Below are 13,353 nucleotides of genomic sequence, written 5' to 3' on the forward strand. Positions count from 1 at the left end.
TGCTTTCTTCTTCGTGTTTCAGTGTGCGCCGCTTCAGTCCTCGTCGCCGTGCAGTCTGCGGCGGACCGACAGCAGTTCCACCTCGGGCCGCGCCGCCACGAGCCGCTCACAGCGGTCCAGTACGTCGCTGAGGTGCCCCGGGTCGCCGGAGACCACCGCGAGTCCGATCTCGGCCCTGCGGTGCAGGTCCTGATGACCGGTCTCGGCCGCGCTGACCGCGTACTTGCGTTGCAGCTCGGCGACGATGGGGCGGACCAGGGAGCGTTTCTCCTTCAGCGAGTGGACGTCGCCGAGGAGGAGGTCGAAGGACAGAGTCCCCACGTACATGTGTGTACCGGTTCACCCGCCGGGTCGGGATCGGTGTCCGGAAACGGTACCGCGGGGTCGCCGTGGGCTCGACCGGGTTTTGCCCTGCCCTGCGGGCGGGCGGTTGCGCAGGCCGCCGTGGCGGGTTTCGCAGGAGTGCGTCTGCGGGTCGTGGGGGTTGCTCGCGCAGTTCCCCGCGCCCCTCAAAAAGCGAGCGGCGGCACTAGGCACCGACACGGCACTGGCCGGTGGGACTCTCGTCCCACCGGCCAGCTCATGCCTGGGTGTTACACCCGCGGCTTCTCGCGCATCTCGTACGTCGCGATGACGTCGTCGACCTTGATGTCGTTGAAGTTGCCGAGGTTGATACCGCCCTCGAACCCTTCGCGGATCTCGGTGACATCATCCTTGAAGCGGCGCAGGCCCTCGATGTTGAGGCTCTCCGCGATGACCTTGCCGTCGCGGACCAGTCGGGCCTTGGTGTTGCGCTTGACCTCGCCGGAGCGGATGAGGACACCCGCGATGTTGCCGAGCTTGGACGACTTGAAGACCTCGCGGATCTCCGCCGTGCCCAGCTCGACCTCTTCGAACTCCGGCTTGAGCATGCCCTTGAGGGCCGCCTCGATCTCCTCGATCGCCTGGTAGATGACCGAGTAGTAGCGGACGTCCACGCCCTCGCGCTCGGCCATCTGCGCGGCACGGCCGGCCGCGCGGACGTTGAAGCCGATGACGATGGCGTCGGAACCCATGGCCAGGTCGATGTCGGACTCCGTGACCGCACCGACACCGCGGTGCAGGACCCGGATGTCGACCTCTTCGCCGACGTCGAGCTGGAGCAGGGAGGATTCCAGCGCCTCGACCGATCCGGACGCGTCGCCCTTGATGATCAGGTTGAGCTGCTGGACCTCGCCGGCCTTCAGGACCTTGTCCAGGTCCTCCAGCGAGACACGGCGCGTGCGCTTGGCGAAGGCCGCGTTGCGCTCGCGGGCGGCGCGCTTCTCGGCGATCTGGCGGGCCGTACGGTCCTCCTCGACCACCAGGAAGTTGTCACCCGCGCCCGGGACGTTGGTCAGGCCCAGGACCTGGACCGGCGTCGACGGGCCCGCCTCGGCGACGTTGTTGCCGTTGTCGTCGAGCATGGCGCGCACCCGGCCGTAGGCGTCGCCCACGACCATCGTGTCGCCGACCCGCAGGGTGCCTCGCTGGACGAGGACCGTGGAGACGGCGCCGCGACCGCGGTCGAGCCGGGACTCGATCGAGATGCCCTGCGCGTCCTGGTGCGGGTTGGCCCGCAGGTCGAGCGAGGCGTCGGCGGTGAGGATCACGGCCTCCAGCAGGGAGTCGATGTTCAGCCCCTGCTTGGCGGAGATGTCGACGAACATGGTCTCGCCGCCGTACTCCTCGGCCACCAGCCCGAACTCGGTGAGCTGGCCGCGCACCTTGGTCGGGTCGGCGCCCTCGACGTCGATCTTGTTGACCGCGACCACGATCGGGACGTCGGCCGCCTTCGCGTGGTTGAGCGCCTCGACCGTCTGCGGCATGACGCCGTCGTTGGCGGCGACGACCAGGATCGCGATGTCGGTCGAGCGGGCACCACGGGCACGCATGGCGGTGAACGCCTCGTGACCCGGGGTGTCGATGAAGGTGATCTTGCGCTCTTCGGCGTTGACCTCGGTCGCGACCTGGTAGGCACCGATGTGCTGGGTGATGCCGCCGGCCTCGCCCGCGATGACGTTGGTCTTGCGGATGGCGTCGAGCAGCCGGGTCTTTCCATGGTCGACGTGACCCATGACGGTGACGACCGGCGGACGGACCACGAGGTCCTCCTCGCCGCCCTCGTCCTCACCGAACTCGATGTCGAAGGACTCCAGCAGCTCACGGTCCTCCTCCTCGGGGCTGACGATCTGAACCGTGTAGTTCATCTCGCCCGCGAGGAGTTCCAGCGTCTCGTCGGAGACGGACTGGGTGGCCGTGACCATTTCGCCGAGGTTCATCATGACCGCGACGAGGGACGCCGGGTTGGCGTTGATCTTCTCCGCGAAGTCGGTGAGCGACGCGCCGCGGGAGAGCCGGATGGCCTCGCCGTTGCCGCGCGGCAGCATCACACCGCCGACGCTGGGCGCCTGCATGGCCTCGTACTCCTGGCGCCGCTGCCGCTTCGACTTGCGGCCACGCCGGGCCGGACCGCCGGGACGGCCGAAGGCGCCCTGCGTGCCACCGCGGCCACCGGGACCGCCGGGACGGCCGCCGAAGCCGGGACGGCCACCGCCGCCACCCGCACCGGGACCACCGGGACGACCGGCGAAACCGCCGCCGCCACCCGGAGCACCGGGACGGCCGGCGAAACCGCCGCCACCGCCACCGGGACCGCCGGGACGACCGGCGAACCCGCCGCCGGGACGACCGCCGCCACCGCCACCGGGACGGCCACCGCCACCGGGACCGCGGCCACCGGGGCCACCGCCGCCGGGACGCGGACCGGCCGCCGGACGCTGCGGCATCATGCCGGGGTTGGGACGCGGACCGGCGGGACCACCGCCGGGCCGCGGGCCGCCGCCCTGCGGACGCGGCATCGAGCCGGGGCTCGGCCGGGAACCGCCTGCGGCCTGCGGACGCGGACCGCCGCCCTGGGCGCCGGGCGCCTGGGGACGCGGACCGCCACCGCCGGGAGCGCCGCCGGGACCGCCGGGACGCGCGCCCTGCGGACGCGGCGACTGCGGACGGGCCATACCGGCGTTACCACCGGAGGTGAAGGGGTTGTTGCCCGGACGCGGGCCGGACGGACGGGCACCGGGGCGCTGGCCCTGGGCACCGCCGGGACGCGGCGCGCCCCGGTCCGGACGCGACTGGCCCTGACCCTGGCCCTGCCCCTGGCCGGGGCCGGAGGGCCGCCCGCCGGGACGCGGGGCGCCGGGGCGCGGACCGCTGCTGGGCTTGGACGCCGCCGGGGCCGGGTTGGGCGCCGGCGGAGCGGTGAACTCCGGGGCGGCCGGGGCCGGACGCGGCGCGGGCCGGGGGCCCGGCGTGGGACGCGAGCCCTGGGCAGGAGTGGAAACCGGGGAACCCGAGGACGCCGGGGTCACCGGTGCGGCCGGAGCCGCGGGGGCGGCGGAGGCCGCCGGGGCCACGGGCTGCGCGGGGGCCGGGCGCGGGGCGCCGGGCTTGGGGGCACCGGGACGGACCGACTGCGCCGGAGTGGGCGCGCCGGGCTTGGGGGTGGGGGTGGCCTTCCGGGGGGCGGGGCGGGCGGACCTGCCGTTGCCACTGCCCTGCTGGAAGGCGTCGGTCAGCTTGCGTACTACGGGCGCTTCGATCGTCGAAGACGCCGAACGGACGAATTCACCGAGTTCCTGGAGCTTGGCCATGACGACCTTGCTCTCGACGCCGAACTCCTTGGCGAGTTCGTAGACCCGGACCTTAGCCACTTCGCTCCTCTGAGGTCCGGGTTGCGGCCGGACCGTCGCTAGTTCATGGGCGTACTCATCGCGTACTCATCGAGTGCTCATCGCAATCTCGACCTGCTTTCGACTCGCGAGGTACCAGGCCGCACGGGGGCTTCCGCGCGACATGTCTTCTTACCGTGTTGCCTGCTCAGCAACTGTGTGTCCGCTCGACGTGGTGGCGCAACGCCTTTACGTCGAGCGGCCCCGGGACGCGGAACGCCCGCGGGAACGCCCGGCGGCGCACCGCCTGGTCCAGACAGACCTGGGCGGGGTGTACATAGGCACCCCGGCCGGGCAGCGTACCGCGAGGATCAGGGGTGCAAGCGCCCTCGACCACCACGATCCGCAGCAGTTCGATCTTGGCCGCTCGCTGCCTGCACCCCACACAGGTGCGCTCAGGGCGTGCGACGGCACGCGTCCGGCCAGACACTCCTCAGTCTACCTCCCCGCACCGACCTCACCCCTACGGGGCAAGAATCGAACGCGCGTTGTCGTGATCCAAGCCACCTGCGGCTCGGATCTATTCCCCCGCCGCTCTCCGCTGCTCCCCGCCTCCGGGTGAGCCCTGTTCCGCGGGCTGTTCGGTGTCCGGGCGGATGTCGATGCGCCAGCCGGTGAGACGGGCGGCCAGCCGGGCGTTCTGCCCTTCCTTGCCGATCGCCAGCGACAGCTGGTAGTCGGGCACCGTCACCCGCGCGGAGCGGGCGGCGAGGTCCACCACGTCGACCTTGGACACCCGGGCCGGGGACAGCGCGTTGGCCACCATCTCCGCCGGGTCGTCGGACCAGTCGACGATGTCGATCTTCTCGCCGTTCAGCTCGCCCATCACATTGCGCACCCGGCCGCCCATGGGGCCGATGCAGGCCCCCTTGGCGTTCAGGCCCGCGCGGGTGGAGCGTACGGCGATCTTGGTGCGGTGGCCGGCCTCGCGGGCGATGGCGGCGATCTCGACGGATCCGTCGGCGATCTCCGGCACCTCCAGCGCGAACAGCTTCTTCACCAGATTGGGGTGGGTGCGCGAGAGGGTGACGGACGGACCGCGCACGCCCTTCGCCACCCGGACGACGTACGACCGCAGCCGCAGGCCGTGCGGGTACGTCTCGCCGGGGACCTGTTCCTGCACCGGCAGGATGGCCTCCAGCTTGCCGATGTCCACGAGGACGTTCTTCGGGTCGCGGCCCTGCTGGACCACGCCGGTGACGATGTCGCCCTCGCGGCCCGCGTACTCGCCGAGGGTGGCGTCGTCCTGGGCGTCGCGCAGCCGCTGGAGGATGACCTGCTTGGCGGTGGTCGCGGCGATCCGGCCGAAACCGGACGGCGTGTCGTCGAACTCGCGGGCCTCCTGACCCTCCTCCAGGTCCTCCGGGTCCTCCTTGGCCCACACGGTCACATGGCCGGTCTCCCGGTTCAGCTCCACGCGGGCGCGGCGGCGGCTGCCGTCGGTCCGGTGGTAGGCGATGAGAAGGGCCGCCTCGATCGCCTCGACCAGCAGGTCGAAGGAGATCTCCTTCTCCCGCACCAAGCCCCGCAGGGCGCTCATGTCGATGTCCACGGCTACGCCTCCTCTTCTTCCGTCATGTCCGTCTCGTCCGCCGTCCTGCCCACTGCGCTGTCCGCCGCCTCGTCCGCTGTCCTGTCCGCCGCCTTGTCCGCGCGGCCGAACTCGACCTGGACGCGCGCCTTGGCGATCTCCTCGAAGGGGAGCCTGCGCGCGGTGGGCTTGCGCCCCTTGACCCCGGGCACCTCGGTGTCCAGACCGGTCGCGTCCACGGTCAGGATCCTGGCGACGACCTCACCGCCGCCGGCGAGCTGGAACGCCACCAGCCGGCCGGTGGCGCGCACGTAGTGGCGCAGCTCGGTGAGCGGGCGCTCCGCGCCCGGGGTGCCGACCTCCAGGGTGTACTCGCCCTCGCCCATCACGTCGCTCTCGTCGAGCCTCGCCGAGAGCGCGCGGCTCACCTCGGCGACCTGGTCCAGGTCCGCCCCGGTGTCGGAGTCGACGGTGACACGCAGCACCCGCTTGCGTCCTACGGAGTCCACGGTGATCTCTTCGAGATCCAGGCCCTGGGAGGTCACGAGCGGTTCCAGCAGTTCTCGCAGCCTCTCGCTCTGGGTGGTGCTCATCCGGGTGACTCCTCGGCCGCGTGTGCTGTTGTGGGGAAGGGCTCGTGTCTGGTCAAAGGGTATCCGGTCCGGGGGTGTGTTGCCGTCCACCTGCGGACGGGTGGTGCCGCTGCCGGGCGTGCGCCCCCGGCGCGGGTACCGTGATCGCGGGCGAGCCGCCCGATGTGTCTATCTGCTCGCCCGATGTGTCTATCTGTTCGTACGAGCCTGCCGAGGACGTCTGCCGTGCCGCTCCCCCTGCCGTCGCGCGCCCGCTCCGGGCCGCGCAGAAGAACCCTGCTCGCCTCGGCCGCGGGAACGCTCCTGCTGACGGGCTGCACCGCCGACGACTCCGGCGGCGGCTCGGCCGCTCTGGTCGCCGCCGACCGGGCACGCGCGCGTGCGGCCCGCGAGAGCCTGGCCCTCGCCGGGCGCTACGACGCCGTGCTCGCCGCCCATCCGGCGCTCGCGGAGCGGCTGGGACCGCTGCGGGACGAGGTCGTACGGCACGCGCAGGCGTTCGGCGGCGCGGCGCGGTCGACCGGCTCGCCGTCCCCCACGGCCTCCCCCGGGGTGCCCGCCGACCAGCAGGGTGCGCTGAGCGGGCTCGCGACCGCCGAGCGCACGCTGGCGGACCGGCGGGCGCGGGAGCTGGTGGACCTGCCGGGCGAGCTGGCCCGGCTGCTGGCCTCGGTGGCGGCGGCCGGGGCGGCGCACGCGTATCTGCTGACGGAGGGCGAGGCATGAGCGGGGCGAAGGCGGCGGCGACCGAGGAGGAGAAGGCGGCGGAGCTGGACGCGCTCCAGGCGACGCTGGCCGCCGAGCACGCGGCCGTGTACGGGTACGGCGTGGTGGGCGGCAGGATCCACGAGGAGCGGGTCACGGAGGCCAGGGCGGCGTACGACGCCCATCGCGCCCGGCGGGACGCGCTGGCGCGTGAGGTGCGGGACCGGGGCGGGGAGCCGGTGGCCGCGGCGGCCGGGTACGCGCTGCCGTTCGCCGTGCCGGACGCGCCGGCGGCGCTGCGGCTGGCCGCCGAGCTGGAGGACCGGGTGGCAGGCGTCTACTCCGACCTGGTGCGGGCCGCGGCGGACGGGCTGCGGGGCACGGCGGCCGAGGGGCTGCGCGAGGCGGCGGTGCGGGCGGTGCGCTGGCGGGGCGGCAGCGTAGCCTTCCCTGGTCTCGCCGAGCGGGCGGGGACCGCTTCGGCGTCGCCCGCGCCCCCGGCGTGAGGGACAGGGGACGGGACGAGCCGGGGCGGGCAGGGCAGGGCAGGGCAGGGAAGGAATCGACTCGCGTATGGCTTTCGCACCGCCGCGGCGACTGATCAGGGCGCTGGGCGAGACGGCGCCGGAGGGTGACGACTGGCTGGGCGAACTGCCCGGGACCGCCCGACAGGCCCTCGCGCTACGCGAGTTGAGCATGGAACGGGTGCAGATGCCCGGTGGCCGCAGCAGCCTGGTGATGCTGGTGCGGTACGCCGACGGCTCGCCCGCCGTACTGAAGCTGGCCCCGCCGCGGGCCCGGCCACAGAGCGAGCGGGCGGCGCTGGCGCACTGGGCCGGCCGGGGCGCCGTACAACTGCTGGAGGCGGAGTCGGCGGACGGGGCGCTGCTGCTGGAGCGGCTGCATCCGGATGTCTCGGTGCGGTCGCTGCCGGAGGCGAAGGCGCTGCTGGAGGCGGCGGGGGTGCTGCGCAGGCTGTGGGTGGAGCCGCCGGCCGGGGTGGTCTTCGAGACGGTCGCCGAGCGGACCGGGCGGCAGGCGGCGGCGATGCGGGCGAGCGCGGACGCGGACGGCTCGGTGACCCCGCTGGTGGACGCGGCGCTGGCGGCCCGGGACGCGCTGCTGGCGGCGCCGCCCGAGCGACGGCTGCTGCACGGCACGTTCCGGCAGAGCAAGGTGCTGGCCGGTGAGCGGATGCCGTGGCTGGCGGTGGGGCCGGACCCGGTGGCCGGGGAGTGCGCGTTCGATCTGGCGCGGCTGGTGCGGGACCGGGTGGAGGATCTGATCGCCAGTCCGTCCGGTGCGGCGACGACCCGGCGCCGGGTGAAGCGGCTCGCGGAGTCGCTGGAGGTGGATCAGGAGCGGTTGCGGGGGTGGACGCTGTTCCGGGCGGTGGAGTCGGGTGTGCGGGCGCTCCGCGTGGGGCGCCTGGGGGATGCGGAGCTGTTGTTGGAGTTCGCTGGGTGGTTGTGAGGGGGCGTGGGGGTTTCCTCGGGTGCGGGCGGTGTGCTCGGGTGCGGGTCGGTGGGGGCTGGTCGCGCAGTTCCCCGCGCCCCTGAGGGGGTGTCGTCAGCGTCGGCTTGCAGGCTTGGCTGGGGAAGGGTGTTGCTCGGGTGCGGGTCGGTGGGGGCCGGTCGCGCAGTTCCCCGCGCCCCTGAGGGGGTGTCGTCAGCGTCGGCTTGCAGGCTTGGCTGGGGAAGGGTGTTGCTCGGGTGCGGGTCGGTGGGGGCCGGTCGCGCAGTTCCCCGCGCCCCTGAGGGGGTGTCGTCAGCGTTGGCTTGCAGGGCTGGCCGGGGCCGTGGGCCCCGGTCTGGCTTGCGTGGCTGTCAGGTGGTTGTCAGGCGGGTGATGGCCTCGGCCACCGGGAGTTCCTCGCGTTCGCCGGTGCGGCGGTCCTTCAGTTCGACCACGCCCTCGGCGGCTCGGCGGCCCGCTACCAGGATGGTGGGGACGCCGATCAGTTCGGAGTCGGTGAACTTGACGCCCGGGGAGACTCCGGCGCGGTCGTCCACCAGGACCCGGACGCCCGCTGCCGCGAGCTGCTCGGAGACCTCCAGGGCGAGTTCGGTCTGGAGGGCCTTGCCCGCGGCGACCACGTGGACGTCCGCGGGGGCGACCTCGGCGGGCCAGCACAGGCCCTTGTCGTCGGCGGTCTGCTCGGCGAGGGCGGCGACCGCGCGGGAGACGCCGATGCCGTAGGAGCCCATGGTGACGCGGACCGGCTTGCCGGTGTGGCCGAGGACGTCCAGCTTCAGTGCGTCGGCGTACTTGCGGCCGAGCTGGAAGATGTGGCCGATCTCGATGGCGCGGTCCAGCTTGAGGCCGGTACCGCAGTTGGGGCACGGGTCGCCCTCCTGCACGACCACGACATCGACGTACGCGTCGACCTCGAAGTCCCGGCCGGCGACGACGTTCTTCGCGTGCACGTTCTCCTTGTTGGCGCCCGTGATCCACGCCGTGCCCGGTGCCACCCGCGGGTCGGCGAGGTACGTCACCTTGGCCAGGCCCTGCGGTCCGACATAGCCGCGGACCAGGTCGGGGCGGCCGGTGAAGTCCTCGGCGGTGACCAGCTCGACCTCGGCGGGGGCGAAGTGCGCCTCGACCTTGCCGAGGTCCACCTCGCGGTCCCCGGGCACGCCCACGGCGACGATCTCGCCGTCCACCTTGACCAGCAGGTTCTTCAGGGTCGCGGAGGCCGGGACGCCGAGGGAGGCGGCCAGGGTCTCGATGGTCGGGGTGTCCGGGGTGTCGATCTCCTCGGCGGCGGGGACGGCCGAGCCGTCGACCGGCTTCAGCTCGTAGGTGATCGCCTCGGTGTTGGCCGCGAACTCGCAGTTCGGGCAGTCCGCGAAGATGTCCTCACCGGCGGTGGAGGGCGCCAGGAACTCCTCCGACTTCGAGCCGCCCATCGCGCCCGCCGTGGCGAAGCAGATGCGGTAGTCGAGGCCGAGCCGCTCGAACACCTTCCGGTACGCCTGCCGGTGCAGCGCGTACGACTCGGCGAGGCCCTCGTCGGTGAGGTCGAAGGAGTACGAGTCCTTCATCAGGAACTCACGGCCGCGCAGGATGCCCGCGCGGGGGCGGGCCTCGTCACGGAACTTGGTCTGGATCTGGTAGAGGATGACCGGCAGGTCCTTGTAGGAGGACGCCTGGTCCTTGACCAGGAGGGTGAAGATCTCCTCGTGGGTGGGGCCGAGGAGGTAGTCGCCGCCCTTGCGGTCGTTCAGGCGGAACAGTTCGGCCCCGTACTCGTTCCAGCGGCCGGTCGCCTCGTACGGCTCGCGCGGCAGCAGTGCGGGGAGCAGGACCTCCTGGGCGCCGATCGCGTCCATCTCCTCACGGACGATCCGCTCCACATTGGCGAGCACCTTCCTGCCCAGCGGCAGCCAGGACCAGATGCCGGCGGCGGTGCGGCGGACATACCCGGCGCGCACGAGGAGTTTGTGGCTGAGGACCTCGGCGTCCGCCGGGTCGTCGCGCAGGGTCTTCGCCAACAACTGGGACATGCGCTGGACCGGTGCGTTCGCCATCGTTCTCGTACTCCTGCCAGGAAAGGGTGATGGCATGGAGGTTAGCCGGGGGGCATGGGCCGGTGGAAATCCGCTACCGCAGCAGCGGGAGCGGGGCGCCCATGACCGCGTAGGGCTTGGGGGCGCTGGGGAAGTGGACCTGGCGGGCGAGGTCCATATAGCCCAGGGAGCGGTACAGGCCGCGGGCCGGGCTGTCGGTGTCGATCGCGGAGAGGATCGAGCGGGGCTCGGCGGCGGTGTCCGTGATCGTGGTGATCAGGGCGCGGCCGATGCCGAGGTTCTGGTGGGCGGGGTGGACGTGGAGTTCCGTGATGACGAAGGAGTCGTCCAGCCACTCGGTGTTGTGCTGTGCGCGCAGGTACGGCTCCACGACGGTGGACCACCAGTGGGTGCGCTCGTTGGGCATGCCGTACACGAACCCGACGAGTTGTCGTCCGACGGTCGCGCCGAAGGCCCGTGCGCCGAGGTAGGTCATGTGGCGCAGGACGATCTGGCGGCGGACCGCGATCTCCTCCGGGCCCAGTCCGAAGGCCAGTGCCTGGACCGACAGCGCCTCGTCCACGTGGGCCGGCAGGTCGAGGGGGACGATGACGGGGTCCATGGCGGGAGCGTACAGGGGGCTGGTGGTGGGTGGCTGTGGGTGGTGGCGGTGGTGAGTGGCTGCGGTGGTGAGTGAGTGGTTGCGGTGGGTGGTGGGTGCGGGTTGGGTGTGATCGTTTGCGGCGGGTTCCCTGGTCCGGTCAGAACAGCACGCTCATGAACGCGCCGACCTCGCGGAAGCCGACCCTGGTGTACGTCCTGCGCGCGGCGGTGTTGTAGTCGTTCACGTACAGGCTGACCAGGGGGGCCACGTCCGCGAGGGCGTATTTCAGTACGGCGGCCATGCCCGGGGCGGCCAGGCCCATCCCCCGGTACTCGGGGGCCACCCACACGCCCTGGATCTGGCAGGCGCGGTCCGTCGCGGCGCCGATCTCGGCCTTGAAGGCGACCTTGCCTCGGTCGTCGAGCCGGGCGAAGGAGCGGCCGGAGCCGACGAGTTCGGCGACCCTGGCCTGGTAGAGGAGGCCGCCGTCTCCGGCCATCGGGGAGACGCCGACCTCCTCGGTGAACATCGCCACGCAGGCCGGCATGATCGTGTCCATCTCGTCCTTGCGGACCCGGCGGACGTAGGGGTCCGGGGCGACGGTGGCGGGCATCCGGTCGGTGACCATCAGGGGCTGGTGGGCGCGGATCTCGCGGGGCGGGCCCCAGTGCGGTTCCAGCAGCCGCCACAGCGCGGAGGTGGCTTCGGCGGGGCCGACGATCGAGGAGCAGCGGCGGCCTGCCCGGCGGGCCCGGTCGGCGAAGGCGCGGACCGCGCGGGGGGTGGCGCAGATCGGGACGAGGTTGGCGCCCGCGTAGCACAGGGACGTCAGCATGCCGTCCTCGTACCAGCCCCACATCTCGCCGCCCAGTCGCCATGGGTCCAGGCCGGCGATCTGGACCCGGGAGGTGACGAAGGCGTTGGCGACCGGCTCGCGGTGCAGGACGGCGAGCGCGGCGTCCAGGTCGCTCGGTTCGAGGACCCGGGAGGTGGTCTGGGTCAACACGTACGGGGCCTCACAGTGGGGTTGCCGATCTCCGCACTGTACCTGCGGTTGCTTTGGGATGCCGCCCCGCGTTTTGGTGGGGGCGGTTGGCTGTGCGGTTGGCTTTTGCGCCCAGGGAAGTGGGAGGGCTTGTGCGGTCGCGGGTGCGGGTTGTGGGGGGCTGGTCGCGCAGTTCCCCGCGCCCCTAAAGGCAGGGCGATGGCTCCGCCCCGAGATGACGGGTTCCGCCCGTCGCCCGCCACCCGAGACCCTCAGGTCAGCCCGCACCCGAGACCCTCGGCACAGCCCGCACCCAACCCGCGCCCCGAGGCCCTCGGGTCGGCCCACGCCCGAGGCGGTCGGCTCAGCCCACACCCCGAGGCCCTCGGGTCGGCCCGTGCCCGAGGCGGTTGGCTCAGCCCGCGGCCCGAGCGCCTCGGTTCAACCCACAGCCGGGATACGCTCCGAGAGCGTTGGGTGGGTCAGCCCGCTACCGAGATGGTGGGCTCGCCTGATTCCGTGCCCTCTGCTTCCATCTGTTCGGCCAGTTTCATGGCTTCCTCGATGAGGGTTTCCACGATTTTGGACTCGGGGACGGTCTTGATGACCTCGCCCTTGACGAAGATCTGGCCCTTGCCGTTGCCGGAGGCGACGCCCAGGTCCGCCTCGCGGGCCTCGCCGGGGCCGTTGACGACGCAGCCCATGACGGCCACGCGGAGGGGGACCTCCATGCCGGTGAGGCCCGCGGTGACCTCTTCGGCCAGTTTGTAGACGTCGACCTGGGCGCGACCGCAGGACGGGCAGGAGACGATCTCCAGGCCGCGCTGCCTGAGGTTCAGGGACTCCAGGATCTGGTTGCCGACCTTGACCTCTTCGACCGGGGGTGCGGACAGCGAGACGCGGATGGTGTCGCCGATGCCCTGGGAGAGGAGGGCGCCGAAGGCGACGGCCGACTTGATGGTGCCCTGGAAGGCGGGGCCCGCCTCGGTGACGCCGAGGTGGAGTGGGTAGTCGCACTGGGCGGCGAGCTGCTTGTATGCCTCGATCATCACGACCGGGTCATTGTGCTTGACCGAGATCTTGATGTCCCGGAAGTCGTGCTCCTCGAAGAGGGACGCCTCCCACAGGGCCGATTCCACCAGGGCCTCGGGGGTCGCCTTGCCGTACTTCTGGAGCAGCCGCCGGTCCAGGGAGCCGGCGTTGACCCCGATGCGGATGGGCGTGCCGTGCTCCTTGGCCGCCTTCGCGATCTCGCGGACCTTGTCGTCGAACTGCTTGATGTTGCCCGGATTGACCCGGACCGCCGCACAGCCCGCCTCGATGGCGGAGAACACATACTTCGGCTGGAAGTGGATGTCCGCGATCACCGGGATCTGCGACTTGCGCGCGATCGTCGCCAGGGCATCGGCGTCGTCCTGGGTGGGGCAGGCGACCCGCACGATCTGGCAGCCGGACGCGGTCAGCTCGGCGATCTGCTGGAGCGTGGCGCCGATGTCCGACGTCCGGGTCGTCGTCATGGACTGCACGGAGACGGGCGCGTCGCCGCCGACGGCCACGGAACCGACCTGGATCTGCCGGCTCCGGCGGCGCTCGGCGACCTTGAGCGGAACGGACGGCATGCCGAGAGAAATCGCAGTCATCTGCTGTGCAACCCCAAGTCGTGGATCAGGATCCGGT

Annotated in this window: 12 protein-coding genes; 3 read left to right on the forward strand and 9 right to left on the reverse strand. The window is 72.2% G+C overall.

Features of this window, described 5'->3' with window-relative positions:
- Window positions 1–33: 33 nt before the first annotated feature.
- The 5 genes from ACFRFC_RS15460 to rimP all read right to left on the reverse strand — a co-directional run bounded on the left by ACFRFC_RS15460 (window position 34) and on the right by rimP (window position 5,873).
- Window positions 34–327, reverse strand: a complete 294-nt coding sequence (locus ACFRFC_RS15460) for a DUF503 domain-containing protein (RefSeq protein ID WP_382690060.1) — start codon at window positions 325–327, stop codon at window positions 34–36.
- Between the two features lie 266 nt (window positions 328–593).
- Window positions 594–3,731: a translation initiation factor IF-2 gene (gene infB / locus ACFRFC_RS15465; RefSeq protein ID WP_382690058.1), complete on the reverse strand. Its 3,138-nt coding sequence runs from the start codon at window positions 3,729–3,731 to the stop codon at window positions 594–596.
- Between the two features lie 166 nt (window positions 3,732–3,897).
- The gene (locus ACFRFC_RS15470; RefSeq protein ID WP_382690056.1) at window positions 3,898–4,179 is read right to left on the reverse strand and encodes a YlxR family protein; all 282 of its coding nucleotides are present in this window, start codon (window positions 4,177–4,179) and stop codon (window positions 3,898–3,900) included.
- Between the two features lie 90 nt (window positions 4,180–4,269).
- The gene (nusA, locus tag ACFRFC_RS15475; protein ID WP_382690054.1) at window positions 4,270–5,301 is read right to left on the reverse strand and encodes a transcription termination factor NusA; all 1,032 of its coding nucleotides are present in this window, start codon (window positions 5,299–5,301) and stop codon (window positions 4,270–4,272) included.
- A gap of 2 nt (window positions 5,302–5,303) precedes the next feature.
- Complete coding sequence (gene rimP / locus ACFRFC_RS15480) at window positions 5,304–5,873, reverse strand: ribosome maturation factor RimP (protein ID WP_382690052.1); 570 nt, start codon at window positions 5,871–5,873, stop codon at window positions 5,304–5,306.
- A gap of 225 nt (window positions 5,874–6,098) precedes the next feature.
- On the opposite strand from rimP, the gene ACFRFC_RS15485 reads away from it, so the two are divergent.
- The 3 genes from ACFRFC_RS15485 to ACFRFC_RS15495 all read left to right on the forward strand — a co-directional run bounded on the left by ACFRFC_RS15485 (window position 6,099) and on the right by ACFRFC_RS15495 (window position 8,051).
- Window positions 6,099–6,599: a hypothetical protein gene (locus ACFRFC_RS15485; RefSeq protein ID WP_382690050.1), complete on the forward strand. Its 501-nt coding sequence runs from the start codon at window positions 6,099–6,101 to the stop codon at window positions 6,597–6,599.
- Window positions 6,596–7,084, forward strand: a complete 489-nt coding sequence (locus ACFRFC_RS15490; RefSeq protein ID WP_382690048.1) for a ferritin-like domain-containing protein — start codon at window positions 6,596–6,598, stop codon at window positions 7,082–7,084. Before ACFRFC_RS15485 ends, ACFRFC_RS15490 begins: the two co-directional genes overlap by 4 nt.
- A 67-nt stretch (window positions 7,085–7,151) precedes the next feature.
- The gene (locus ACFRFC_RS15495; RefSeq protein ID WP_382690046.1) at window positions 7,152–8,051 is read left to right on the forward strand and encodes an aminoglycoside phosphotransferase family protein; all 900 of its coding nucleotides are present in this window, start codon (window positions 7,152–7,154) and stop codon (window positions 8,049–8,051) included.
- Between the two features lie 353 nt (window positions 8,052–8,404).
- Here the strand turns inward: ACFRFC_RS15495 and ACFRFC_RS15500 are convergent, their stop codons facing one another.
- The 4 genes from ACFRFC_RS15500 to ispG form a co-directional block, all read right to left on the reverse strand.
- Entirely contained in the window at window positions 8,405–10,108 is a 1,704-nt protein-coding gene (locus tag ACFRFC_RS15500) for a proline--tRNA ligase (RefSeq protein WP_382690044.1), read from the reverse strand.
- A gap of 73 nt (window positions 10,109–10,181) precedes the next feature.
- Complete coding sequence (locus tag ACFRFC_RS15505; protein ID WP_382690041.1) at window positions 10,182–10,709, reverse strand: GNAT family N-acetyltransferase; 528 nt, start codon at window positions 10,707–10,709, stop codon at window positions 10,182–10,184.
- A gap of 139 nt (window positions 10,710–10,848) precedes the next feature.
- A complete protein-coding gene (locus ACFRFC_RS15510) occupies window positions 10,849–11,697 on the reverse strand; it encodes a GNAT family N-acetyltransferase (protein WP_382690039.1) in 849 nt (282 codons plus the stop codon).
- 461 nt (window positions 11,698–12,158) lie between these two features.
- Window positions 12,159–13,316 carry a flavodoxin-dependent (E)-4-hydroxy-3-methylbut-2-enyl-diphosphate synthase gene (gene ispG / locus ACFRFC_RS15515; protein ID WP_382690037.1) on the reverse strand — a complete coding sequence of 386 codons (1,158 nt, stop codon included), beginning with the start codon at window positions 13,314–13,316 and terminating at the stop codon, window positions 12,159–12,161.
- Between the last annotated feature and the right edge of the window lie 37 nt (window positions 13,317–13,353).

Origin of the sequence: Streptomyces sp. NPDC056734, from assembly GCF_042790455.1 — a bacterium.
In the GTDB taxonomy this organism is placed as follows: domain Bacteria; phylum Actinomycetota; class Actinomycetes; order Streptomycetales; family Streptomycetaceae; genus Streptomyces.